The 25,165-nt window shown below is 62.9% G+C and carries 20 protein-coding genes and 1 riboswitch; of the genes, 11 read left to right on the plus strand and 9 right to left on the minus strand.

Features of this window, described 5'->3' with window-relative positions; all coding sequences use genetic code 11:
- The first annotated feature begins 6 nt into the window (after positions 1-6).
- Together AC3WWH_RS09585 and AC3WWH_RS09590 are read left to right on the plus strand one after the other, a co-directional pair.
- A complete protein-coding gene (locus AC3WWH_RS09585) occupies positions 7-1,680 on the plus strand; it encodes an ABC transporter ATP-binding protein (RefSeq protein WP_058322816.1) in 1,674 nt (557 codons plus the stop codon).
- 23 nt (positions 1,681-1,703) lie between these two features.
- Positions 1,704-3,077 carry an alpha-glucosidase/alpha-galactosidase gene (locus tag AC3WWH_RS09590; protein ID WP_110880544.1) on the plus strand — a complete coding sequence of 458 codons (1,374 nt, stop codon included), beginning with the start codon at positions 1,704-1,706 and terminating at the stop codon, positions 3,075-3,077.
- A 165-nt stretch (positions 3,078-3,242) separates the two neighbouring features.
- On the opposite strand, the gene AC3WWH_RS09595 is transcribed toward AC3WWH_RS09590, so the two are convergent.
- Positions 3,243-4,613 carry a sensor histidine kinase gene (locus AC3WWH_RS09595; RefSeq protein ID WP_113398577.1) on the minus strand — a complete coding sequence of 457 codons (1,371 nt, stop codon included), beginning with the start codon at positions 4,611-4,613 and terminating at the stop codon, positions 3,243-3,245.
- Positions 4,610-5,284, minus strand: a complete 675-nt coding sequence (locus AC3WWH_RS09600) for a response regulator transcription factor (RefSeq protein WP_113398578.1) — start codon at positions 5,282-5,284, stop codon at positions 4,610-4,612. The genes AC3WWH_RS09595 and AC3WWH_RS09600 overlap by 4 nt, the downstream gene beginning before the upstream one ends.
- Positions 5,285-5,576: 292 nt before the next feature.
- Between AC3WWH_RS09600 and AC3WWH_RS09605 the strand changes: the two genes are divergently transcribed.
- The 8 genes from AC3WWH_RS09605 to AC3WWH_RS09640 all read left to right on the plus strand — a co-directional run bounded on the left by AC3WWH_RS09605 (position 5,577) and on the right by AC3WWH_RS09640 (position 13,277).
- Positions 5,577-6,104 carry a patatin-like phospholipase family protein gene (locus AC3WWH_RS09605; protein ID WP_492376941.1) on the plus strand — a complete coding sequence of 176 codons (528 nt, stop codon included), beginning with the start codon at positions 5,577-5,579 and terminating at the stop codon, positions 6,102-6,104.
- 6 nt (positions 6,105-6,110) lie between these two features.
- Positions 6,111-7,085: a hypothetical protein gene (locus AC3WWH_RS09610; RefSeq protein ID WP_492376942.1), complete on the plus strand. Its 975-nt coding sequence runs from the start codon at positions 6,111-6,113 to the stop codon at positions 7,083-7,085.
- 211 nt (positions 7,086-7,296) lie between these two features.
- Positions 7,297-8,556, plus strand: a complete 1,260-nt coding sequence (locus AC3WWH_RS09615) for an ABC transporter substrate-binding protein (RefSeq protein WP_110880540.1) — start codon at positions 7,297-7,299, stop codon at positions 8,554-8,556.
- A gap of 113 nt (positions 8,557-8,669) precedes the next feature.
- Positions 8,670-9,593: a carbohydrate ABC transporter permease gene (locus tag AC3WWH_RS09620; protein WP_113398580.1), complete on the plus strand. Its 924-nt coding sequence runs from the start codon at positions 8,670-8,672 to the stop codon at positions 9,591-9,593.
- 5 nt (positions 9,594-9,598) lie between these two features.
- Entirely contained in the window at positions 9,599-10,465 is an 867-nt protein-coding gene (locus AC3WWH_RS09625) for a carbohydrate ABC transporter permease (RefSeq protein ID WP_057251899.1), read from the plus strand.
- Between the two features lie 4 nt (positions 10,466-10,469).
- Entirely contained in the window at positions 10,470-11,531 is a 1,062-nt protein-coding gene (locus AC3WWH_RS09630; RefSeq protein ID WP_492376943.1) for an ABC transporter ATP-binding protein, read from the plus strand.
- Positions 11,500-12,291 (plus strand): formylglycine-generating enzyme family protein, encoded by a 792-nt coding sequence (locus AC3WWH_RS09635; protein WP_492376944.1) that lies wholly within the window; start codon positions 11,500-11,502, stop codon positions 12,289-12,291. Before AC3WWH_RS09630 ends, AC3WWH_RS09635 begins: the two co-directional genes overlap by 32 nt.
- On the plus strand, positions 12,270-13,277 hold the full coding sequence (locus AC3WWH_RS09640) for a ScyD/ScyE family protein (protein ID WP_492376945.1): 1,008 nt from the start codon (positions 12,270-12,272) through the stop codon (positions 13,275-13,277). Before AC3WWH_RS09635 ends, AC3WWH_RS09640 begins: the two co-directional genes overlap by 22 nt.
- Before the next feature lie 109 nt (positions 13,278-13,386).
- Here the strand turns inward: AC3WWH_RS09640 and AC3WWH_RS09645 are convergent, their stop codons facing one another.
- The 3 genes from AC3WWH_RS09645 to AC3WWH_RS09655 all read right to left on the minus strand — a co-directional run bounded on the left by AC3WWH_RS09645 (position 13,387) and on the right by AC3WWH_RS09655 (position 20,300).
- A complete protein-coding gene (locus AC3WWH_RS09645) occupies positions 13,387-14,460 on the minus strand; it encodes a glycoside hydrolase family 25 protein (RefSeq protein WP_492376946.1) in 1,074 nt (357 codons plus the stop codon).
- A 168-nt stretch (positions 14,461-14,628) separates the two neighbouring features.
- Positions 14,629-16,188, minus strand: a complete 1,560-nt coding sequence (locus tag AC3WWH_RS09650) for a B12-binding domain-containing radical SAM protein (protein WP_492376947.1) — start codon at positions 16,186-16,188, stop codon at positions 14,629-14,631.
- The gene (locus tag AC3WWH_RS09655; protein WP_492376948.1) at positions 16,185-20,300 is read right to left on the minus strand and encodes an AAA family ATPase; all 4,116 of its coding nucleotides are present in this window, start codon (positions 20,298-20,300) and stop codon (positions 16,185-16,187) included. Before AC3WWH_RS09655 ends, AC3WWH_RS09650 begins: the two co-directional genes overlap by 4 nt.
- A 171-nt stretch (positions 20,301-20,471) precedes the next feature.
- Here AC3WWH_RS09655 and AC3WWH_RS09660 point away from each other — a divergent pair, with 171 nt between their 5' ends.
- On the plus strand, positions 20,472-22,157 hold the full coding sequence (locus AC3WWH_RS09660; RefSeq protein ID WP_492376949.1) for an amidohydrolase family protein: 1,686 nt from the start codon (positions 20,472-20,474) through the stop codon (positions 22,155-22,157).
- A 41-nt stretch (positions 22,158-22,198) separates the two neighbouring features.
- Here AC3WWH_RS09660 and AC3WWH_RS09665 read toward each other — a convergent pair whose 3' ends face one another.
- Genes AC3WWH_RS09665 through thiO form a run of 4 tightly spaced genes read right to left on the minus strand, consistent with a single transcriptional unit; the run spans position 22,199 to position 24,743 of the window.
- Complete coding sequence (locus AC3WWH_RS09665; protein ID WP_492376950.1) at positions 22,199-22,804, minus strand: thiamine phosphate synthase; 606 nt, start codon at positions 22,802-22,804, stop codon at positions 22,199-22,201.
- A complete protein-coding gene (locus tag AC3WWH_RS09670) occupies positions 22,801-23,574 on the minus strand; it encodes a thiazole synthase (protein WP_492376951.1) in 774 nt (257 codons plus the stop codon). The genes AC3WWH_RS09665 and AC3WWH_RS09670 overlap by 4 nt, the downstream gene beginning before the upstream one ends.
- Positions 23,575-23,577: 3 nt before the next feature.
- Complete coding sequence (gene thiS, locus AC3WWH_RS09675) at positions 23,578-23,775, minus strand: sulfur carrier protein ThiS (protein ID WP_057251890.1); 198 nt, start codon at positions 23,773-23,775, stop codon at positions 23,578-23,580.
- Positions 23,772-24,743, minus strand: coding sequence for a glycine oxidase ThiO (gene thiO / locus AC3WWH_RS09680; RefSeq protein WP_492376952.1), 972 nt, complete (start codon positions 24,741-24,743; stop codon positions 23,772-23,774). Before thiO ends, thiS begins: the two co-directional genes overlap by 4 nt.
- Before the next feature lie 160 nt (positions 24,744-24,903).
- A riboswitch (TPP riboswitch) is annotated at positions 24,904-25,024 on the minus strand.
- Between the last annotated feature and the right edge of the window lie 141 nt (positions 25,025-25,165).

Raw genomic sequence — 25,165 nt, forward strand, 5'->3', positions numbered from 1 at the left:
CGCAACATGTCAGAGACAATCGACGCCCTCTCAGCTGCTCCGCCTGAGCGCAAGGACCTTGCCGAGCGGACCGGCCGGCCCATTATCGACGCCCGCAACGTTGCGGTCGGTTTCAAGGTTGAACACGGCACGGTGGAGGCGGTGAAGGATGTGTCCTTCCAGCTCTACCGCGGCGAAACCATCGCCATCGTCGGCGAATCCGGCTCTGGCAAATCGGTGACGGCGCGCAGCGTCATGGGGCTTTTGTCGAAGCGCGCCACCATCGCCCCGCAATCGCGCATCGACTATGACGGCAAGGACGTGTTGAAATTCTCGCCGCGCGAACGGCGCGGCTTGCGCGGCAACCGGCTGGCGATGATCTTCCAGGAGCCGATGAGCTCGCTGAACCCTGTCTATACGGTCGGCACGCAGATCATCGAGGCGATCCGGGCGCACCGTAGGATCAGCCGCCGCGCCGCGACGGAGCGGGCGCTCGAACTGTTGCGCCACGTGCGGATCCCGGATCCAGAGCTGCGGCTCAACCAGTATCCGCACCAGCTCTCCGGCGGCCAGCGCCAGCGCGTGATGATTGCCATGGCGCTTGCCAACGATCCGGACGTGCTGATCGCCGACGAGCCGACGACGGCGCTCGACGTCACCGTGCAGGCGCAGATCCTCAATCTCATCCGCGACCTGCAGCGTGAGCTTGGCATGGCGGTGATCCTCATCACCCACGACCTGACAGTGGTGCGGCAGTTCTCCGACTATGTCTATGTGATGCAGTATGGCGAGGTGAAGGAGCACAACACCACGGCGGCGCTCTTCGCCAACCCATCGCATCCATACACGAAGCGGCTGCTTTCTTCGGAACCGTCGGGTGCTGCCAAGCCACTGCCCGACAATGCGCCGATCATGCTTGACGGGCGGAACGTGAAGGTCTGCTTCACGCTGAAGAAGGGTGGCCTGTTTCGCCCGCAATTCTCCGAGTTCGTCGCCGTCGACAGGCTGAGCCTCAATCTGCGCAAGCATGAGACGCTGGGGCTCGTCGGCGAATCCGGTTCCGGCAAGACGACCTTCGGCCAGGCGCTGATCCGTCTCATCAATGCCGATGGCGGCGAGGTCTTCTTTGACGGTATCCCGATCCACGACAAGGACCGCACCCAGATGCGGCCGCTGCGTTCGCGCATCCAGATCGTCTTTCAGGATCCCTTCGCCTCGCTCAATCCGCGCATGTCGATCGGCCAGATCATCGAGGAGGGCCTGGTCGTCAACGGCATCGGTCAGAACCGCAAGGAGCGGCTCGACCGGGTGGTGGATGCGCTCAGCGCCGCCGGCATGCCGGGCAACATCCTGTCGCGTTTCCCGCATGAGTTCTCCGGCGGCCAGCGCCAGCGCATCGCGATCGCCAGGGCAATCGCGCTCGAGCCGGAATTCATCCTGCTCGATGAGCCGACTTCGGCGCTCGATCTCTCCGTCCAGGCCCAGATCATCGAGCTGTTGCGCAAGCTGCAGGACGAGCGGGGGCTCAGCTACCTCTTCATCTCCCATGACCTCAAGGTCGTGCGCGCGCTCTGCCACCGGGTGGTGGTGATGCAGCATGGCAAAATCGTCGAGGAGGGGCCGGTGAGCGAAATCCTTTCCAATCCCAAGACCGCCTACACCGAACGGCTCGTTAAAGCCGCCTTCGATGTGGCAGCATGACCACGAGAAAACAGAGGCAATCCATGACCAGACAACCCAAGATCACCTTCATCGGCGCTGGATCCACCGTCTTCATGAAGAACATCATCGGCGACGTGCTGCAGCGGCCGTCCCTGTCCGCCGCAACGATCGCGCTGATGGACGTCAACCCGCAGCGCCTCGGCGAAAGTGAGATCGTCGCCGGCAAGCTGGTGCACACGCTCGGCGTCGAGGCCAAGATCGAGACCCATTCCAACCAGCGCAAGGCGCTGGAAGGCGCGGATTTCGTTGTCGTTGCCTTCCAGATCGGTGGCTATGAGCCCTGCACGGTCACCGACTTCGAGGTGCCGAAGAAATATGGCCTGCGCCAGACGATCGCCGATACGCTCGGCGTCGGCGGCATCATGCGGGGCTTACGCACCGTGCCGCATCTCTGGAAGATCTGCGAGGACATGCTGGAGGTCTGCCCGAACGCGATCCTGCTGCAATACGTCAACCCGATGGCGATCAACACCTGGGCGATCTCTGAGAAGTATCCGACGATCCGCCAGGTCGGCCTTTGCCACTCGGTCCAGGGCACGGCCTTCGAGCTGGCGCGCGATCTCGATATCCCGGTTTCGGAAATCCGCTACCGTGCCGCCGGCATCAACCACATGGCCTTCTACCTGACCTTCGAGCACAAACAGGCCGACGGCAGCTACCGCAATCTCTACCCGGATCTGGTGCGCGGCTACCGCGAGGGACGTTTTCCGAAGCCCAGCCACTGGAACCCGCGCTGCCCGAACAAGGTGCGCTATGAGATGCTGACGCGGCTCGGTTACTTTGTCACCGAAAGCTCGGAGCATTTCGCCGAATACACGCCCTATTTCATCAAGGACGGTCGGCCGGATCTGATCGAGAAGTTCGGCATTCCGCTCGACGAATATCCGAAGCGCTGCGTCGAGCAGATCGAGCGCTGGAAGGGGCAGGCGGCAGCCTTCAAGGAAGCCGAGACGATCGAAGTGGCCGAGAGCCACGAATACGCCTCCTCGATCATGAACTCGGTCTGGACCGGCGAGCCGTCGGTGATCTACGGCAACCTCAGGAACAACGGCTGCATCACCTCGCTGCCGGAAAATTGCGCTGCGGAAGTTCCCTGCCTGGTCGACGCCTCCGGCATCCAGCCGACCTTCATCGGCGACCTGCCGCCGCAGCTGACCGCGCTGATCCGCACCAACATCAACGTGCAGGAATTGACGGTCCAGGCGCTGGTGACCGAAAACCGCGAGCACCTCTATCACGCCGCGATGATGGATCCGCACACGGCGGCCGAACTCGACCTCGACCAGATATGGGCGCTTGTCGACGATCTGCTCGTCGCCCATCGCGACTGGATCCCGGAATGGGCGCGCGTGTCGAAGAAGGTCCAGGCGGCTTAGCTCTTTCTCCCGGCTAAGCTGCGATCGAGCCCCGGAACTGCTGTTCCGGGGCTTGTCCTTTCACTACAGCGCCGCGCGTCTTATCAGACGCGCAAAGGTTGCTGTAGCACTTTGAATTGCGCATGTTTTGTCCTTTGATCGGCGACGATTAAAGGAAACATCCAGTTAGGCTTCAACGCCTTGCGAAAGCGGCAGCACAATGCGCATGCAAGCGCCGCCGGACGCCGAGCGGGCGACATCGACGCAACCGCCGTGCAGATGGGCGATTTTCTGCACGAGATTGAGCCCAAGGCCGGCGCCCTTGCCGTCCTTGCGCAGCCGCTGGAACGGCTCGAATATCTTGTCCGTCTCGCTGCGCGGTATTCCGTCGCCGTCGTCGCACACATCGATCGAACCCTGCGGATGGACCTTGACCTTGATCGTGCCCCGCCGACCGCCGTGGTCGATGGCGTTCTGCACGAGATTGGTGAGCGCCCGCTCCAGCGACGCCTCATCTCCCGTCACCATGACAGGTCGTTGATCCGCCTCGAAGGTCATCTCATAGCCGGCGCCAAAAGCAAGGGGGGCGAGTGCAACGATCACCCGCTCTGCGAGGACTGCGAGATCGACGGGTCTGAACTCGTCCTTTTGGGCATCGAGACGTTCGAGGTCGAGCAACTGGCCTGCCAGAATTGAAAGGCGCGTCACGTCCTCGTTGAGTCGGGTCTTGTCCGATCCCGGTGGAAGCGACGCGATACGGGCTCCGAGGATGGCGACCGGTGTGCGCAGTTCATGCGCGGCCTGCGCCAGAAAGCGCTTATGTCTTGTATAACCGTCATCAAGCCGCACCAGCGCATCGTTGACCGCCGTCACCAGCGGCAGGAATTCCGAGGGTACGCCCGCGACCGGCATCTGGATGCCGCGCTGGTCATATTCGATATGCGCCGCATGCGAGGCCGCGTGGGAGAGGCCTGACAGCATTCTCCTGACGACGATCGGCGTGACCACTACGGTCGCAAACGCCAGAAGCAGCAGCATCGGCACGAAGATCGTGAGGAAGGCGCCGGTCGTGCTGAGCAGAAGGCGGTTCAAGGTCAGCTCCCCTTCTGTGCCGCTGAAGATCTGGATGCTGCCGGCCGGGGACTCGAGCCATTTGACAACGGCTTCCGGGCGCGCGTTCTTGTCCGGGGAAAGCCTGAAGCGGGCGTCGTTCATGTGCTCGAGGCCGGCGGTCGCAAAGGCGAAGGCGTCGGGCACCTCTCCTTCGGAGAGACTGTGTCCTTCCTTGTCACGCACGATGAACCAGATGTTCCCCGCCTGCTGACGCAACCGGGTCAAGTCAGGCGTTTCCTGAAGGACGAGGTCGCCGTTCTGATTGCGGGTGATGGCATCCTTTAAGACGTCGACATTGCCGTTCTCGTAGCCGTCAATGAGATAGCCGGTCACCCAGAGCAAACCGACGGCAATGGCGATCACGACCAGGGTCGCGACCGTCTCGAACAGCACCAGCCAGCCGACGAGACGCCATTTGAACGAATGCGAAGCGCTGCCGCTCATGTGCCTCCCCTGAGCAGATAGCCGACACCGCGGATGCCGTTGATGATCACCCCGGCATCCGCCTCCTGCAGCTTGCGGCGGACGCGGGAAATATGGGTGTCGAGTGCGTTGGACTGGATTTCGTCGTCGAGGCCGAACACCGCTTCCATCAAGGCGGCGCGCAGCACCATCCGGCCCATGCGGCGGGTGAGGGTTTCGAGCACCAGAAGCTCGCGCCGCGGCATTTTCAGCGATGTGCCGGCCACGCTTACCTGGCAATGCGCGAGGTCGAAGGAGAAGCGCCCGACCGTGACTATGTCGGACTGCACAGGGATCGGCCGCCGCGCCAGCGCCCGCAGTCGCGCCAGCAGCTCCTCAAAGGCAAAGGGTTTGCCGATGTAATCGTCGGCCCCACCATCGAGCCCTGCAACCCGGTCGGCGAGGTCGTCGAGTGCGGTCAGCACCAGCACAGGCACGTTGTTGCCGCGCGAACGTATCGCGGAAATGAGCGAGAGCCCGTCACCATCCGGAAGCTTGCGGTCGAGCACGATGACATCGTAGACCGCATCGCGCAGGATCAAGGCCGCTTCGGCGAGGTCGCGCGCATGATCCGCGATCATCCTGTGATTGCTCAATGCCGCCCTCAGCGCACCCGCGAGTTCCTTCTCATCCTCGACCAGCAAGACCCGCATGATTGCGCTTCACCTCGTGCAAATGTCGTTACGCGCGCGCAACGTAGTGCCGCTTCATTGAGGGAACCTGTCATTCGTCCTATGGGGCAAATGCTGGTTCGATCGGTATCTTCAAAGAGGGCGTTCCTTCCGTAGGATGCCGCAAGCTAATCCCGATCGACAGCATTGCACAATCATTCGTTGCGAGCGCGGCGCATGACATGCTGTCTCAATGTTGATCCTTAGGCTGTGCGACAATCGCTCGTGGGCATGCGTTCCGCGAGATATCGCCAAAGGGCCTGGATCAGGACGCATGAAAATCGGGAACCGAAGGTGGCGTTCACGCCACGCGCATGGAGATCGACCCGGCCGCAACCCAGCCACGGGGTGGGCTGCGGCGATCCATTCCTCGAGACTTCTGCAGTGCGGGGTTCTGGCATTCGCGCTCGCCCTGGCTGGCTGCGTCGGCCCGGACGTGACGCCGACGAACAGGCGGCTGGAATTGACGACCGGAGCCATCCCGCTGCAGCGACCGACGCCGGATGCCGACGACACGGGTATCATTCTTGCGTTTTCCGGGGGCGGCGCCCGCTCGGCTGCGTTCGGCTATGGTGTGCTGTCGGCTCTGGCGGAGGCGCCATCGCCAGGGGTAAGAGGGCGCAAGCTCGCGGACGACGTTGCCGTCGTCGCCGGCGTTTCCGGCGGGGCGGTGCTTGCGTCGTACTTCGCACTTTACGGCCGCTCGGGCCTTGCCGACTTCCGCGAGCGCTTTCTCGGGCGAAACGTCGAGGCGTCGCTCCGGTTGTCGTTTTCGCCGGGGAACATCCTGCGCGGCTATTAGGGCGGGGTGAACGACCGGTCCGGCTTGCCCGCCTGGCTTGATGCGAACCTGTTCAAGGGCGCGACGCTCGGCACGGTGGCGCGCCCGGGCCATCCGCGCCTGGTGATCCATGCGACCGACCTCTACAACCGCGCGCCGTTCATCTTCGACCGCGAATCTTTCACTGCCATTTGCAGCGATTTTGACGACTATCCGCTCGCCTACGCTGTCGCGGCCTCGGCCGCCGTCCCGGTCGTCTTTGCGCCCTTGACCTTGCAGAACTTCCGGACGGGTTGCGAGGCGCTGCCTGAAAAGGCTGCCCCGGTTGCCGGATCACGCGCAGCGGGTTCGCTTGTCGCAAGCGAGTACGCCGGCGCCCTGCGGCGATACGAAACAGCAAAGGATCTGAACTACCTAAAGCTCTACGACGGCGGTCTGGTGGATGGCGTCGGAACGCAGAGTCTGTTGCATCTGATGGTGCGGTCTGCACCCGAACCCATTCCCGAGGAGCGGGCCCAGCGCTTGAGGCACGTGATCGTCATCGTCGTGGATGCCTCGACCCGGATCGGAGGGGATCTGTCGAAAACCGTCGATAGCCCCAAGGCGCCGGACGCGATTGTCGCGGCCATCGACGCGATGATCAACATCCCCAATCTCCAGAGTTTCGATACCTTCCGCAACCATCTGCCGGCCTGGCGCGACAGCTTCGTGAAGTGGCGTTGCGGTAACGGGAGGGCGAAGCGGAACTGCGGCGATCTCGATGTCGACGTCGTCCGGCTGGCCTTGACCGATATCGTCGACCCGCCGGTGGCGCGGCGGATCATGACGCTCCACAACAGGCTGACATTGGATGCGAAGGATGTCGATTTCCTGTCGGGCCTCGGCCGGCGGCTGCTTATCGAACATCCCGGATACCAGCGATTCCTGGACCGCATCGGGCGGGGCACCACGGATGGGCGTATCAGCGCCTTGTCGAACTGGCGCTCGCGCAATCTCAAATAACAGTAAATACTAATGCAACCTCTCTGAATAAGGCTTTCGATGTGATAAACTCATCGCGGGAGCAACAGCCGGCTTAGGAGATGCCGGCCTCCGTTTCATCTCGCAGTTCAGTCGTTCGTGGATGTCGAGGCAGTGTCTCCACTATGCCGGACCAGGTCAGGCCGTCCGCAAAGTCGACCTTTGACCAGAAACTCGGATTGGGAGGTGTATGATGGTTCGCAAATTGTTTCTCATTTTGGCTGCCGCGGCGTCCGCGCTTGCGATCAACGGAGCCGCTTGGGCCGATTTCACGGTCCTCGTGCCATCGAGCAGCGAGGGGGATGGCCTTAGGGCTGCTGCCGACGACTACTCGAAGATGAAGGGCACGAAGGTGGAGATCGTGCAGGCGCCTTATGCCAATGTGTTCGAACAGGGCGCCAATGCAGGGGCAACCAAATCCGGCGTGTTCGACATCATCCTGATGGATGACCCGTGGATTCCGTTCTTCGCCGAGAACGGACATCTCGAGGATTTGACGCCATACTTCAAGAATGCGGGCCTGGAGGGGCCGGACACCGACTTCCTGTCGAAGTCGCTGGCGATCTGCCGCAACCCTTACAATACCGGTCCCTATGTTTGCCTGCCCTATGTGGGAAACGCCCAGATGTTCTTCTATGATGCCGCCAAGTACAAGGAAGCCGGCGTCGACGCTCCCAAGACCTGGGATGACGTCTTGAAGGCGAGCCAGGCCCTGACCAAGGACGGCGGCGGCCGCTATTTCGGTTATGTCTTCCGCGGCGGTCAGGGTAACCCCGTGGTGGCCGACTTCATGCCGATCTTCTGGTCCTACGGCGCCGATATGTTCAACGAGGATCGCACAAAGGTGACGATCGACACGCCGGAAGGCGCGGCGGCGATGAAGACCTTCATGGCGCTCCGCGACGTTTCGCCAAAGGGGATCGAGAGCTACAACGCCAACGAAGTGGGTACGGCGCTGGCCGCTGGTACCGCCGCCTCGTCTATCAACTGGCCGAACTGGGTCGCGACCTTCGAGGATCCGAGCCAATCGAAAATGGTCGGCAAGATATCCTACAGCCCGATTCCGGCGGGCACGAAACCGGGCAGCTCGGAAATCGGCCATTGGACCATGGGCATCATGTCGGCCTCCAAGAACAAGCAGGAAGCCTTCGACTTCATGCTGTGGGCGACCTCGCCCGAGCAGATCAAGATCTCCGCCGAGCGCGGCAACCCACCGGTGCGGACCTCGGTCTTCACCGACCCGGCACTGACCAAGCAGGAGAAATTCCGCCATTACCCGGTGCTGATGGAGGCGATCCAGGCCTCGACGCCACGGCCGCGCCATCCGAAGTGGCCGGAGATCGAAAATGCCTTCGGCATCGAGCTTTCCAAGGTGGTCGCGGGCACGATTACGCCCGAGGAAGCGCTGAAGAACTCACAGGCAGCGGTCGAAGAAATCACCGGCCTTAAATAGGCGGACGCATATATCGGCGGGGCCACAGACCCTACTCTCGCGGCCGCATCGGCATCGGTCCGGTGGGGTCGCACTTGAGGTCTGTATATGGACAGCGCCTGCGGGAGAAATCGATGTTGAAGCCCGGCAAAGGCATACCGGCGGCCTCGCTCCGACTGGGTGGCGCGTTCGAACATTGGACCGAGCGGCACTTGCGCTACCTGATGCTGGCGCCGACCATGCTCATCCTTCTGGCGCTGACGATCTTCCCCAGCCTCTATATGTTCTATGCCGCGGTCCACAAGATCAGCCCCAATCCCGACCTGCCCTGGCAATTCGTCGGTCCAGGCAATTTTGCGCGGCTCTTGACCGATGCACAATTTCACGCCGCGCTGCGCAACACTGCGGTCTTTACCATCGTTTCCGTGTCAGTGGAGTTCGTGCTCGGTCTCGGCCTGGCGCTGCTTCTTGATCGGTTCATTCGCCGGCTCACCTTCTTGAAGACTGTGCTGATGATCCCGATGATGCTGCCGCCAATCGCCGTCGCGATCACCTGGAAGATCATCTACGAGCCACAGTTTGGCGTGCTGAACGAAATCATGTTCCGTCTCGGCCTTCCACTGCAGGCCTGGGCGGGCGACGTGAACCTTGCGATGTTTTCGATCATCGTTGCCGATGTCTGGCAATGGACGCCTTTCATCTTCCTTCTGATGCTGGCGGGGCTGGCAAGTCTCCCGGTCGAGCCCTACGAGGCGGCCGCGCTCGATGGCGCCTCGTCCTGGCGGCAGTTCTGGGATCTGACGCTGCCGTTCCTCAAGCCGGTGATCGCCATTGCCTTGCTGCTGCGCGTCATGGATGCGCTGCGCCTTTTCGATCTCGTCTTCATCCTGACGGGAGGAGGTCCCGCCGATCGCACCAAGGTCCTGAGCCTCTATATCTACCAGGTCGCCTACCGCTTCGCCGATCCCGGCTATGCGGCGGCGATATCGCTGTTCGTGCTGTTCGTGACGATCGTTCTCAGCACCTGGTTCATGAAGCGCATGCGGCTGGCGGATTGACGATGATGGCGACGACGACCCTCCCCACACGCAGCCGCACCAGAGAATGGCTCATCCGCCTGTCCGCCTATCTGGCGATCCTCGTCGCCTTGGTGTTCACGCTTTTTCCGATCTATTGGATCGCCGCGAACTCGTTCAAGTTCGACATCGATATCTTCGCCGTGCCGCCCGAATGGCTGCCGCGCAACCCGACATTGAAGCACTATGACGAAGCCTTCATTCAGCGACCGTTCCTGCGTTACGCGCTGAACAGCTTCCTCGTCGCGGCCGGCACGACCATCGTTTCCGTGGTTTTTGGTACGATGGCGGGTTATGCGTTGGCGCGCTTCAGCTATCCCTGGCAATGGCGCAAGCAGATTTCCTTCTGGATACTGTCGACGCGGATGATGCCGCCGATCGTCAGCATCATCCCGCTCTACCTGTTCTTCAACTACTTCGACATGCTGAACACGAAGTCGGCGCTGATCATCGCCTACACGGCCTTCAACCTGCCGTTCGCCACCTGGATGATGAAGAGCTATTTCCAGGACCTGCCGGTCGAACTGGAAGAGGCGGCGATCGTCGACGGCGACACGCGCTGGGGCGCCTTCCTCCATGTCGCTTTGCCGCTCGCCAGGCCCGGGCTCGCGGCGACGGCCATCTTCTGCCTGATCATCTCCTGGAACGAGTTCCTGCTTTCCCTGATCATCACGCTCACCGAGCAGTCGCAGACGCTGCCGATCGGCATCGCCGGGCGGGTGACGCAGTACAAGACCTATTGGGGGGAAATCAGCGCCGCCGGCTTTATGGCCTGTGTGCCGATCGTCATCTTCGCTTTCATCGTTCAGAAGCATCTCGTCCGGGGGCTGTCTCTCGGGGCGGTCAAGGGGTGAAACGATGGCGTCCGTCACGTTCAACAACGTCTCCAAGAAGTTCGGCGAATTCGTCGCGGTGGCCGACTTCAATCTGGAGGTTCGGGACAAGGAGTTCCTGGTTCTGCTCGGGCCTTCCGGCTGCGGCAAGACCACGACGATGCGCATGGTTGCCGGTCTCGAGGAGGCGACATCGGGTGACATCTTCATCGACGCCGAGCGCATCAATGGCGTGCTGCCGAAATACCGCGACGTGGCGATGGTTTTCCAGTCCTATGCGCTCTATCCGCACCTGACCGTCGAGGAGAACATCGGCTACCCGCTTAGGATCCGCAAAGTGCCTGAGGAGGAACGCAAACAACGTATCGCCGAGGTTGCCCGGCGGGTGGAACTCGAGACCATGCTCTCCCGCCTTCCGAAGGAGCTCTCCGGCGGCCAGCGCCAGCGCGTCGCGCTCGCCCGTGCGATCGTGCGCACGCCGCGCGTCTTTCTCATGGATGAGCCACTCTCCAATCTCGACGCCAAGCTGCGCACCCAGATGCGCTCGGAGCTGAAACATCTTCAGCACGAGTTGCAGGTCACGACGATCTACGTCACGCACGACCAGATCGAGGCGATGACGCTGGCGCACCGGGTGGCGGTCATGAACAAGGGTGTGATCGAGCAACTGGGGACGCCGCGGGAAATCTACAGCAATCCGCGCACGCTCTTCGTCGCCGGCTTCATCGGCTCTCCGCCGATGAACCTCATCCCGGGGGAGGCACGCGACGGAGTGTTCACAAGTGCCGGCTTCAGGGTCGGAGGGCTCGGCCGGGCGACTGTTCCCCGCGCCGTCCTCGGTGTTCGCCCGGAAGATGTCCAGGCAACGAACGCCGCAGACCCCGATGTCAATCTGGTTGCGCCGATCTATTCGGTCGAGCTCACCGGCGAGAACACGCTGGTCAGCCTGCGGCTCGGCGCTCAATTGCTGACCTTGCGTGCAGACAAGAACTTCGCCGGCCAGATCGACCAGCCGATCGGCATCAAGGTCGTGGCCGACCGGGTGTTTCTGTTCGATGGCGAGTGTCAGCGTCGTGTCGATTTCTAATCTCCGGGTGGCGGCCGCAGTCGTCGCGATCACGTTTGCGGCAGGGTCAGCCGTCGCTGATGACGGCCCGATCACCGGCAATGCGCTCGTCGACATTCCCGCCGGCACTTTCGTCTTCGGCCGTGACGATGGCCCGGACAACGAACGTCCGCGCCAACTGGTGCTGGGCCACGCCTTTGCCATCAACCGCACCGAAATCACAAATCGTCAATATCAGGACTTCGTGGCCGCAACGGGTCATCGTCCTGCGTTCTATGCCGGTCACCCGCTTCTTGGTTTGGACGATCATCCTGTCGTCGGTGTAAGCTGGGCGGATGCCGATGTCTTTTGCCGTCACTACGGCCTCACCCTTCCGTCGGAGCAGCAATATGAAAGAGCGGCGCGCGGAACCGAGGGACAGGCGTTCCCTTGGGGCATGGCGCCGGCGGACGATCGACGCGTCAATGCCGGGGCGACGATTTGTTGCTCCGGCGATGCGAGCGACGGCTATCCGATGACCGCGCCGGCGATGTCGTTTGCCGCCGGCGCGAGCGGCGAGGGGGTGCTCAATCTGGTCGGCAATGTCTGGGAATGGACCAGCGATCTCTATGCGCCCCATGAACCCAAGGGAGCCATGGGTGGCAGATCGTATCGCGTACTGCGCGGCGGGGCCTGGAACAGCGATCCCGCGCATCTTACCACAACCTATCGTTTGGCCTATGATCCCAGCTTCCGGTTCTCGGCCAATGGCGGTTTTCGATGCGTCCGTTCCGGCAGATGACGACCCTCGTCGCCTTTTTGCTTCTGGCAGCAGGTGCCGCTGCCGAGCCGAAGGTCGCGCCAGGCTATCGGCTCGAAAGCGTCAGCAAAACCGGCGCCGCCTTCGCCGGCCTTTCTCGCGATGGCGAGGCTCTGCTCGTCACCGATCTCGCCAGTGGCCGGCTCTATCGCCGCATGCCGGGCGGCGATTTCGATGCGTTCGGTCCAATCTTTCCCCATGGGCTCGATGTGATCGGCGATCCGACCGGTCCCTATCGCGTGTTTCGCGCCGGTGACAAACTGATCGTCGCCCAAGGCTGGACGCCGGCAAACGGCGATGAGGGATCCTATGACCATGCGCTCATCGCGATCGACGGTACCGGCAGACGCCATGTTATCAGCGCCGATTTCTGGAACCCGTTCGACCTTGTCGCCGTCGAGGATGCCTATTACGTCGTCGACTCCGCGCGCAACAGTGTCGAGCGTCTTGGGGTCGATGGCCGCAAGCAGACGATCATGAGCTTCCGCCGCCTGCAGCAACAGGCGACCGCGTTGGAGACGCTCTCGCCGACGGAGTTCAAGGGTGAAGACAGCTACGAAGTCGACGCCGTGCCGACCGGTATCGCGCTTCGCGAGGGGCGCCTCTATGTCGCGCTGTTCGGCGGCTTTCCCTTCCTCGCCGCTGCCGGAAAGGTCGTTTCGATGGCCGAGAAAGGCGATCGCACGGAGGTGCGGCCGGACGTTGAGGGCCTGAACGCACCGGTCGCCATCGCCTTCGACGACGAAGGACAGATGCTCATCCTCGAACACGGCCTATACGACCAGCAGCAAGGGTTCCGGTCAGGAAGCGGGCGGCTGTTGCGGCTCGACAAGGCGACGGGCCGCCGCGAGACGGTTGTCAGTGGGTTGACGCGACCGGTCTCCATCCTCGTCTGGGATGTGAGGCAGATCGTCATCTCCGAACTTGGCGGCACGCTCCTCTTCCTGACGCGCGAGGAGAGGCGCTGACGTCGCAGTTGCCGGGGCTGACTATCGTGACCTCATGCAGCAAATCAAAGTGCTACAGCGACCTTGCGCGTCTGATATGACGCGCGGCGCTGCAGAGTGTGGCCGAGCCTCAACTCGCCCGCGCCTCCAGCCAGTTTTGCCACTCCGCCTCGCTGCCGTGGAAGACGTTGAGGTCGATCTTGCCGTCGACGCCGTGCGACAGGCCCGAGCCCGAATACTGCCAGAACAGCCACTTGCGGTTCGGGTAGACCTTGGACGGATGCTGGGCCACGGCCCTCAGCCAGAACGGATACTTCTGGAACGCGCCCTGCAGGTTGTCGCCATAAAAGTCCGGGGCGGTGTAGATGATCGGGCGCTGGCCGTAATGCGCCTCGAGCTTGTCCATGAAGACCTGCATCTTTTCGCGCACGCGTTCGGGCGACAGGCGGCGCTTGCAGCTGGATTCGCCGTTGTATTCGACGTCGATCACGGGCGGCAGCGCGCCGGGCTCGCGCGGAACGTTGCGGATGAACCAGTCCGCCTGCTCGCCGGCGGTGCGGCACCAGTAGAAGAAGTGATAGGCACCGCGGCGTATGCCGGCCGCCTTGGCGGCGCGCCAGTTCTTCTTGAACATCGGGTCCAGATGGTCGCCGCCGTCGGTCGCCTTGATGAAGGCGAAGTTGGCCCCTTGAGTGCGCAGCTTCGGCCAGTCGATCTCGCCCTGCCAGCGTGAGACATCGACGCCGTGAACGGCCATCTTGCGCGGATTTTTGGCGCGGCCGAAATTGATCGGCTTGGCGTCACGGAAACGGTGACCGTAGATCCGCGAACGACCCTGTGGCATCGCCTGCGTCACCGGATTGTCCGGCGCGACGAAGGCGACCGGGCGCGCGCCCGGAACGGGCATGGCCAGGGTCGTGGTTGTGGTCGTGGTATTGGCCGCGGGCGCGAACGCTTCGGGTTCCGGAACCGGCCCGGCCCAGGCGAGCATTTCCTGCGGCGGTGCGGATTGGACGCTCTGAGGCGGTGTGACCTCGGCCACCCTTGCGCCGACATTGGCGACGGGTACCGGCGCGGCCGAAAGCACGACCGAACTGGTCGTTTCTCGCGACGGTCGCGGTGCGATCGTGTCCAGGCTCGAACTGGAAGAGCAGCCGGAGACAAGGCCGGCAAAGATGATTGCGGTCGCAGCTGAAAGACGCATGGGCACCCGTACGCAAAACAAGGTCGACGGCAATCGCCGGCCGACAGGTGTGAAATAGCTAACGGAAGCTTACCCAAAAAGTTTGAATCCAATCTTACCAAGCCGACCCAACTTCACGCACTGGAGGTTGCAATCGGGGGGCAGATTGACGCAGGCGCCGGGACGCTCTCAACCAGGGCTATATTCGACGCCGAGGCTCGTTCGTTGCCGCGGGCTGGTCCGATATTCGAGATTGCGGGCAATGGTTTCGTCAAGCGCACCCGAGGCGTCGGTGATCATCGTTGGCGCGAAATGCGAGCGGAAGCCTTCGCCGACCCGAAAGGCCGGCGTGTAGAGCGGTCCAAGCGGCTGCGTCGTCGTGACATAGGTGAGATTGTCGTCGCTGCCCGAACGGGTCGGAAGACCATGGCGATGCATGATAGAGGGCAAGGCGAGGCGCAGGCTGTTGGCCAGCAGATGGATCATCTGCCGGCCCGAAAGCGAGCGACGGTAATTGCGGTAGAAGCCCAGGCAATGGCGCAGGATTTGGGTCCGGTTGCCGTCGAGGCGCGATAGCTTGCGGGCAAACAAGGCGACATCGTCAAGGTTGTCGAGGGGATGGGTCATCAGCGTGAACCCATCCATGTCGCGCAGTTTGGCAGAAGGAAGGAAGCGGCCCTCTGCGGCGCATTCGTCAAACAGGGGTGTGCCCAGCAGCGGGATCGTCAGGCTCAGGAAGGCCGGCAATGGCATTCTGCTTTCGCCGGTGATGAAGGCGAGTTCGTCCTGCATCGCCTGCATCGTCTGCGACGACGGATCGAACATCAGCCCGTACTGGAAGGCGACACCGGCCTTCAGGCAGGTCTGAATGGCTTCCAGCTGCGGCACCACCAGGTTCTGTTTCTTCTGGTAGCGCTTCAACTGCGCTTCGTTGAGCGTCTCGACGCCGCTGAAGAGGCCGAGACAGCCGGCCGCGCGCACCGCTTCGAGATTGTCGGGATCGCGAAAGAAATCTCCGGTGACGAGCGCAATCCAACCCTGAAACAGTCCCTCTTTCCAAAACGAGCGGATCAGGTCGAGCTTGGCATGGAAGGCGTCCTTGCTGTTGCCGTAGAAGTTGTTGTCGATGAACAGCACGTATTTCTTGGCCGGGACATTGCGCAATTGCGCTTCGATATAGCCGAGGTCGTAGCTGTGATAGCGCCGGCCTTCGGCGGTGAGCGCACAGAAGCTGCACTTGAAATTGCAGTAGCGGCTCGTCTCGACATAGCTGACCGGGCCGCCCCAGCCGGCGAGGTCGAAGCGCGGCAGGATCGTTTCGGAGACGGCCCATTCGCCGAAAACTTCCTTGATAACGGCCTGCATCTCCTCGACGTCACCTTCGCAGGCGTAGTCGAAGGTTTCGGCGCTCGAAACCGGCAGATTGCGGACAACCGGTCCGCCGGCGACGATGACGCAGCCTGGCGATTTCGTGCGGGCATAGGCGGTCAGATGGCGCATCCGGTCGAAGGCGGCGGTGACCCCGGTCAGCACCAGCATGTCCAGTTCCGCGAAGGCCGCCTCGTCGACGAGCGGTCCGTCGTGAAATTCGCTGTAGGCGCGAAGGCTCACGCGATTACGGGCAAAGGCGCCCGCCAGGAACAGGTGGCCGGTTCCCTGCGGGATGAAGTCGGGGCGACCTTCCGGATTTCTGGTCTCGTCGAAATGCGCAAGCACGATTAGGACGCGCGGCACTCGATACTGGTTCACGCATGGCCTCCCTCGAACGCAACAACCTGGACATGGGGCGGAAACTCGGCCTGATCGAGCTGGAGGACCTCGCCCCAGGTGTTTTGCCGAACGGCAAACATTGTCTCCAAGGCCTGCCACGCCGCAGCATCCCTCGGCCCCGCCGGGTGGCGCAACGAGGCGAGCGCCACGGCCGGCATCTCCAATTGTATCGCCTCGGCGAAGGCGTATCGCGCCACCCGCTCGGCGCGTCGTTGCTGGCCGAGATGCAGGTAAAGGGTCGCCTCGCCGAGTGCTGCCGTTGGACGGCCGATCGGATAGACGCGTGCGAACCGCTCGAGCTTTCGCAGGACAAGCTGCGCCGCTGCCGGGTCGCCGCCCTCCGTGTCGCTCGCGACGTCGAACAGCCGGGCAAGCGCCGGCAGGGTTCGCGTCTTCATCGCCGGGTTGAGCGTCTGGCACCAGGAGAATGCCCGTTCGAACCATGCCTTTGCTTCGCCCGCGTCACCCTGCCGCCGGGCGGCTTCCACCAGAAGCGATGCTCCCTCGATGCAGTGCACGAGTTCCAGTCCGTCGGCCTTTGCGGTGATGATCTGCCTGAGTTCATCGAGATCGGCGTCGATGGCGGCCCATCGGCCCAGCGCCGCATGGCCCCTGAGGCGGCCGAGCAGGCCGCAGCCAAGCACCTGGGTGTCGCCGCGCCTGCGGCCCTCTTCGCAGATGCGCTGAACCAGGATTTCCCATGGTGCAATGCCTTCGAAAGCGGAGGTCAGTAGCCAGGGGCCGGAAATCGTCTCAAGGCCAACGGCCACTTCGCACCAGCGTCTCAAATCACCGACGGTCGAGGCGTTGTTGAGGCCGGCCTCGAACGCCCGCTTGCCTTCGCGCCAATGGCCTAGGCCGATTTGGTACATGCCCGACAAAAGGTCGACGCGCACGCGCGTTCCCAGTTGATCCACGCGCTCCGAAAGGGCGGCGGCCAATCGGCTGTAGTGCTCGGCCTGTTTGTGAAGCGGGATGACGCCGCATATGGCGCCGAGGCTCGCGTAATTGGTGGCGGTCGTCGGCGAGACATATTTGTTTCTTTCGGCAAGGTTCGTCGCCCGAAGCGTCGCATGGATCAGCCGCAGCTTCTCGCTGGTGAAGTAGTAGATCCGCGTCAGGTCTTCATGCGCTTTTGCCGCAAGCAGGAACGGATCGGATGGCGACCGCGAGATCTCGCGCTCGAGGATCCAGTCCTTGTCTCCATGGGTCACACGACGCCACACCTGTTCGGCAAGATCGAGAACGAGATGCAGCGCGAGGCCGGCCGAGGTGCGCGGAAGCGGCAGGCCGGAAAGCCTTAGGCCCTCCTCATAGGCATGCCTTGCAGCTTCGGCGCGGCCGAGATTGAGACTGGCCTCCCCGAGCAGGAAACAGGCGGCCGCCCGCCGGGCAGGCGTGATCGTGATCGAGAGCTCGCGCGCGGTCTTGAAAAAGCGCTCGATCAGGTCGACGACAGCGGCATTGTCGAACTGGCGCAGACGCAGCTCGGCGACACGATCCAGGTAGTTGAATGCCAGCGCTGCATCGCCGGCGCGCTCCCAATGGCTCAATATGCGCGGCAGATTTTCCGCATTGTCGGGCTGCCCGCTCTCTTCCATCGCCTGGGCGATGGCGCGATGTGCCTCACGGCGCTGTTCCGACAGCATGCTGTCGTAAATGGCCTGGCGGATGACGGCGTGGCTGAATGTGAAACGGCCCGGACGGTCGTCCATGGGTTTGATCAGATGGGCCGCCTGCAGCCGCTCGATGCTTGCCTCGATGTCCAAGGCGGACTTCCTGATCGGTGAAAGCGCCTGGAGTTCGGCGATGGAAAAGGTCGCGCCCATGGCGCTTGCGATCTTCAGGAGAGCCTGGAGCTCAGCCGGGAGCTGGTCGGTTCGGGCGATCACGGTGACCTTGGCCGTATTGAGCAAGGTCGCTTCGTTCGAACGGGCTTCGGCGAGCGACAGGGGGACCTGGGTTTCCGCAGCCTTCGGCAATCGCCGTTCGCCGATCATCCGGCAGATTTCGCGTATGAACAGCGGGTTTCCCGCCGACTGTGCATAGACCGCTTCGCAAAAGCCATCTGCCGGGGAGTTGCTGCCGATCGACGCGCGCACGAGTGAAATCGTGCCCTCGAAATCGAGGGGCAAGAGATCAAGTGTCTGCGCACCATTGTAATGTTGTCCGGTCCACCGCGTCAGGTCCTGTTGCGTCCTGGCCGTGCGGGTTGACACAACGACCGGGATCGGCGCCGTTCCGGAAACCAATCGGCCGAGCAGCTGACCGGATGCCTCGTCCAGCCAGTGGACGTCCTCAAGCACCACAAGGCCGCGCCCCCAGGAAAGGCTGTCGGTCATCAGATCGCGCAGCAATTCACGCAGCCGGTGCGACCGCCCGTCGCCTGACATCGCCCGGGTCTCGACCGTGTCGGTCAAGGTGAGGTTGATGGCATCGTTCAGCAACGGCGCCAGATGTGCGAGTTCCGGTCGGTGGGCGAAGAACTGCATCACCTGATCCGAGGCTTCGGCGCCGCGCAGGTCGCCGATACCAAGCAGGTCGCGGATCACTCCGCGCCAGGCAAAATAGGGCACGTCGCTTTCGATATCGTCGGCATTGCCGACCAGAACCTGGCTTCCACGGTCACGGCAGGTTTCGACGAAGGAACGAAGCAGCGCCGATTTGCCGACGCCGGAATCACCCTTAACGATCATCACGCCGGTGGCCTGTCCATTGCCTGCGCGCTCCACATACGCGTTGAGTGCTGCAAGTTCGGCCGCCCGGTTGAAGAGAACGGGGGACTTGGTGTCGATGGTCGCGACGGTCTCGGCAATTGGCGCAAAGGCGACCACGCCGCCGCGCATGCCGGGCACGGCAAGTGTCCAGGGACCGGAAAAAGCAATCTGGCCGGCAGTCTCCTTCGCCGTTGCCTGGTCGACGAGAATGCGGCCTGCGGCAACGCTCGCCAGCCGGGAGGCCATGTTCACGGCGGCTCCAACGACAGTGTAGTCGGCACGATGGATCGTCCCGAGCGCGCCGCAGAAACTCTCGCCGGTCGAGATGCCGGCCGACAGGCCGAGATCCGGCTCGTCGAGTTCGTTCGACAGGCGAAGGGCGGCGATGATCGCCCGGCGCGCATTGTCGGCATGTTTTTTGCCGGGCAGGCCGAAAACGGCGAAGACTTCGAGCCCGCCGGAATGGAGCGCTGTGTGCAGGATCTCTCCACCGGTGCGGCCGACGACGGCAATCGATCGTGCTACGAGCTTGTTCAACCGATCGAGATCCGTATCGAGATCGCGCCCGACGATATGCACGAAAAGCGCGGTCACGATCCTGAGGTCTGCGAGCCATTGTGAAAGCGGTGAGAGCAGGCGGCTGCGCAGCGAAAGCGGTAGATAGGCTTCAAGCCGGTCGGTTGCGGAGCCCGGCTGAGTGCGGGGCGCTTCCTTCGTGGTCGAGCAGGGCTCGATGCTTTCGAGGCGTGTGGTCCCTTCCCGGTTCAGCCCGCCCTTGGCGCGCCTGCCGATCAGCTGCCACGCGGCATCGGACACGAGAATTTCTCCGGCGTCGCTCAGTTGGCCGCCATGATCGGCCTGGGCCAGGCAGTCGCCTCCGACGATCAGCCAACGCTGGTCCGCACGCGGCAGCAGATGCAGCAGCGTAATGGCGCCGGCACCGACGGCGATGCGCAGTTGAAGCGCGTCTTCGGGATTGCCCGGCCCGCCGATTTGCTCGCGGATACGTTCTGCACAATAACAGCTGCGCCAGGCCGTCTGTTCGAGCTCATCCGGGGATGGTGCCCGCCAGCCGGCAATCAGGCTGTCGCCGGCGAAACTCAAGACCGTGCCGCCATGCTCCTCGATATGGTTGATGAGCTCGCCCATGAAGGCGTTCAGAAGCAGGCTGACGCGTTCGGCGCCGGCAGCGCGGTCGCTTTCGGACCATTTGGCGGTCAAACGCGTAAAGCCGGAAATGTCGGCGAAAAGCAGCGAGCCGAGAAAGTCTTCCCGAGCGGGGGCAGCCGATTCCGTTGCTGCCGGGGAGGACCATTGGACCAGGGCTCCGGACAGGTAACGTTGGAACTCATATTTGCCGGCGCCACCAACCACGCAAAATTCTCCCCAAGATTTTAGAGTAACACGCCTCCTGTCTGACTGAAAGTCGACTCACGCTGATCTACGGGACCCCAGTAACGGCAAGTAAATATCTGTTTCGCGCGGCTTTCGGACGGAGTAATGTTTGCCCGATTGTTCGAGGGGGTCTCGCAACAGGAGGGGACAATGGAGGTCGACTGGGCTGGTCCGGTTGCCGCCGTGACGCGCCGCGATGTCTTGCGGCTGGTTTCGGCGGGCGTGCTTGCAAATGTGCTTGCCGGATGCCGGCATCTGCCTTTGCCCGGCGCCTGCAGTCTCAATCATCCGATCATCGACGTCCATTGCCATTTCTTCAACGCGGCGGATGTGCCGGTGGATGGCCTGGTTCGCTACGTGGCGCTGCGGGAGAAGATGCCGGAGAAAAGGCTCTCCGCGAACGCTGAGGAGGCGAAGGGGCTGGAAAATGCCCTGGTGGTCTTTCTCGTGACAGCGCTTGGCGATGTCGCGCCCAAAGCCAAACATGAACTTGCTGTTCTGAAAAAAGGCGCTCGGCGCCTTTCCGACGCCGAGCTCGCGCGGCGCAAGGACGAGCAATTGCGCGTCGCGGTAAGGGATCTGATCGCGCGCGCAGGCGAGCAACGATCGACGTTTTCGAGGCGCAGTCTTGGCGAATCCCCTGACTATGACGGTTTGCTGCGCCAGCTCGGCGGAACTCCCGATCTGCCCCAGACATTCCAGCGGCGTTCGGGCGGCGGCGTGAGTGAAGCGGATGTCGATACCGTCGCCACCGCCGCAAAGGCGCACGACCAGATCGGAACCTATCTTTCCTTCGTCCGGCTGATGCAGGACTACCGGGAAAACCTGGCGGAAGCCTATGTCAAGATCTTCGCTTCCAAATGTCGGCTCTCTCTGATCACGCCGAGCATCCTGGACTTCGATAAATCGCTTCACGGGACATCATCGCCACAGCGCGACCAGATCGACGTCATGGACGAGGTCCAGCAGATCGTCACCAGGAAGCACGGCATCCGCATGCACAGCTTCGTCGGCTTCGATCCGCATCGGGAAGCGCAAAGGCCGGGTTCATCGCTGGCAAACGTCCAGTACGCGATCATGGAAAAGGGCTTCATCGGTGTCAAAATCTACCCGCCGATGGGCTTCAAGGCATGGGGCAATGCGGATCCGGCGATCGATGGCGCGCTGAAGCGGCTCTACGCCTGGTGTCGCGACAACGATGTGCCGATCATGGCCCATGCGGAAAACAGCATCGGGGCCGGCTGCGGCTACGGCAATCTTGCAAGCCCCGCCTATTGGAAGAAGCTGCTCGACACGAACCAGTACGATAAGCTGCGGATCAATCTCGCGCATTTCGGCGCCTTCGACGAAATCCTGCGCCCGGGGGCGCCGACAGGCGTGATGGTCTCCTGTGCCCAGGACAAGTTTTCCGGGCCGCCGACCTGGGAAGAGATCATCGGCAGGACGATCGATCACGAGCGTCGCCCGAACCTGTTTGCGGATCTGAGCTATCTCAGCGAACTGGTCAGCAGCGACGACAAGAATCTTCACACGAAGATCCGGCAGCTGTTGGACGAATGGCTTGATGATTACGACCCGGACGCCCGCCATCTCATGTTCGGCACCGACTGGTCGATGATGGCGCTGGAGAAGGACTACAACGCCTATGTTTCGAGAATAGTCGAGCAACTGACGCTCGCCAGCGTCAGCGACGAGCACCAGCAGAATATCCTCTGGAGGAACGCTTCCCGCTTTCTCGGTCTCGACCGGCCCGGCAAAACGCGCGACCGGCTTACCGCCTATTGCGACAAGCACGGCCTGGGTTCGGCCTGGCTTTCAGAACTGGCGATTGCCTGAGGCAGAGCCACGGCGTCAGGTGATCCCGCTGTTTTCCTCGATCAGCGCCACGTCGCCGTGCGTGCAATCCACTCCCGCGTCCGCCCCTCTGGATCGCCATTCAGCGTGATATCGGTGACGACCGCGGCGCTGTCGACGCCATGCTCGAAGACGCCGGCAATCCGGTCGATATTGAGGCCGCCGATCGCAACGAGCGGCAGCGGCGTGACGCGCTCCCGCCAGGCGGAGAGGCGCGGCAGCCCCTGCGGATCCCATTTCATCTGCTTGAGGATCGTCGGATAGATCGGTCCGAGCGCGACATAGTCGGGCTTGGCGGCAAGCGCCGTCTCCAGCTCCCTCTCGTCGTGGGTGCTGAGGCCGAGCTTCAGGCCGGAAGCGCGGATTGCGGCAAGATCCGCATCCGCGAGATCCTCCTGGCCGAGATGGACGAAATCGCAGCCCTCGTCGATTGCGAGGCGCCAGTAATCGTTGACGACGAGCTGGCACCCATGACGGTCACAGATCGCCTTGGCCGCGCGGATCTCATCACGAAGCTCTGCTTCCGGACGGTCCTTGACGCGAAGCTGCACCAGTTTCACGCCGAGCGGCACCAGCCGCCCGATCCATTGGGCACTATCGACGATGAGGTAGAAGGGGTCGAGTTTCACGCGAACACCGCCTTTCCGATGACGGGCGTGGAGGGAACGGCAAAATCGCGCGGTTCGAGCATGCCCGCCTCGAAGGCGTCGAGTCCGGCGTCGATTGCCCGGGCGAAGGCGGAGGCCATGAGGGCCGGTTTCGTTGCCCCGGCGACGGCGGTGTTGAGCAGAACCGCGTCGAAGCCGAGTTCCATCACTGTCGTTGCGTGTGAGGGCCGGCCGATGCCGGCATCGACGATCAGCGGCATATCCGGAAAATGGGCCCGCATGGCGCGCAGCGCCGGGATGTTCTGTGGCCCCATGGCGCTGCCGATCGGCGCGCACCAGGGCATCAGCACCTTGCATCCGGCCTCGACGAGGTGCTCGCCGACCACGAGGTCGTCGGTCGTGTAGGGGAAGACCTCGAAGCCTTCGGCGCAAAGGATGCGTGCTGCTTCGACCAGCCCGAAGACATCGGGCTGAAGCGTATCCTGATGGCCGATGACTTCGAGCTTGATCCAGTTGGTGCCGAAGACCTCGCGCGCCATCTTGGCGGTCAGCACCGCCTCCGACACCGAGTGGCAGCCGGCGGTGTTGGGCAGCACGTGCACGCCGAGCGACCGGATCAGGTCGAAGAAAGCGCCGCCCTGACGGCCGCCGGCGGTTTCGCGGCGCAGCGACACCGTGACAATCTCGGTCGCCGACGAACGAACCGCGTCTTCGAGCGCGGCAGGCGAGGGGTAGCGGGCGGTGCCCAGAAGCAGGCGGGAACGCAGTTCCTGTCCATAAAGCGTCAGCACGTCTCAGCCTCCTTTCATCGGCGAGAGAATTTCGATCCGGTCGCGATCGCTCAGGGAATGGGCCGAGCGGTCGGCTCGGTGCACCAGCTCGCCGTTGACGGCGGTGGCAAGCCAATCCCCTTCGAAGTCGAGTGCGGCCAGGAGTTCGGCAAGGGTCGTGACTGTGAGGTCGTGATCCTCGCCGTTGACGGTCAATTTCATGCGGCGTCTCCCTTCAGGTTCTGGGCAAGGGCAAGGTTCGCCGCTTCCTCGGCCAAGGCCGGTGAAAGCAGGAAGCCGTGGCGATAGAGCCCGTTGAGCGTGATGGTGTTTCCGGCGCGCATGACGCGCGGCAGATTGTCGGCAAAGGCCGGCCGGACGCCGGTGCCGGTTTCGAGAAGGCGCGCCTCGCCGAAGGCGGGGTGAAGCGCATAGGCAGCGTTCAGCAATTCCATCAGCGAACGGGCGGCAATCGGACCGCCATCGTCGGTTTCGATCATGGTCGCGCCGCACATGAACAGACCATTGCCGCGCGGTACGATGTAGAGCGGGATGCGCGGGTGGATGAGACGGACTGGCCGCGACAATTCCACCTCGCCGGTCTGCAGATAGAGCATCTCGCCGCGCACGCCGCGCAGGCCGGCGATGGGGCCGATCCGCGAAGCGCCGCTACAGTCGGCGATCAGATCGCTGTCGCTGCTATTATCCGCCTCGCCGATGAAGGCGACGCCGTTCTCGACGAGCTTTTGCCGCAGCAAGACAAGCGCCCGGCGCGGGTCGAGATGCGCCTCGCCGGGGAAGAACAACGCCTCTCGGAAGCGACCGGCAAGCGCCGGCTCCAGTCTCGCGATCGCTTCTCCGTCGAGCCATCCGAAGCCGGACGTGCGCGAAGCGAAGCGTTTGAGTTCGCCGACGTCTCGCGGCGGAGCGACGACGAGGGTGCCGTTGCGTGACACTTCGCCCGGAAGCGCACGGTCCCACCAGTCGATGGCGCCGATGCCGCGCGTCAGCACCGTTTCCTCGGCGCTCTCGCGTTCGCACCAGGGCGCCAGCATGCCGCCGGCAAACCACGACGCCGCCCCGCCGAAGTCCGGCTGCCGCTCGGCAACGGCCACCTCGACGCCACGGCCGATCAGCTCATGTGCCAAGGTCAGCCCGACGACGCCGGCGCCTTTGATCAGGACGCGCATGGTCAATGCGCCCAGCTACGGCGAGCCGAACGTCGGTCTGAAGGAAGCAGAATCGCGATGAAGATACGCATTGCCGAGGCTCCATTGTTGGAGACCCAGTTCGGACCGGAAGAGAGGGAAGGACGCCTTGCCGAGATCTGCTCGCGCGAACGCGAATGCGGCAGCGATGTCTGCACCGTCCCTACGCCAGTATGAACTGGATCAGGTTCAACGGGTCACTGCGCCGCGGAAGTCGCCTAGCAGAATCTCAGCCCCTTGTCGGGACACCCCTGGTGAATGCTTCAAACTGAGCGGCTGGAGCGGATTTTGTCAAGGGCTGCCGGCGTGTACCTCGCGTGCGGTTCTTTGGCTGAAAATTATCTATAAAAATTGGAAAGGCATGTGTTCTTGCGGCTCGGTGGTGTCGGTAGCGGGCATCGGTC

This window comes from Ensifer sp. EB106-03-01-XG145 (assembly GCF_058792075.1).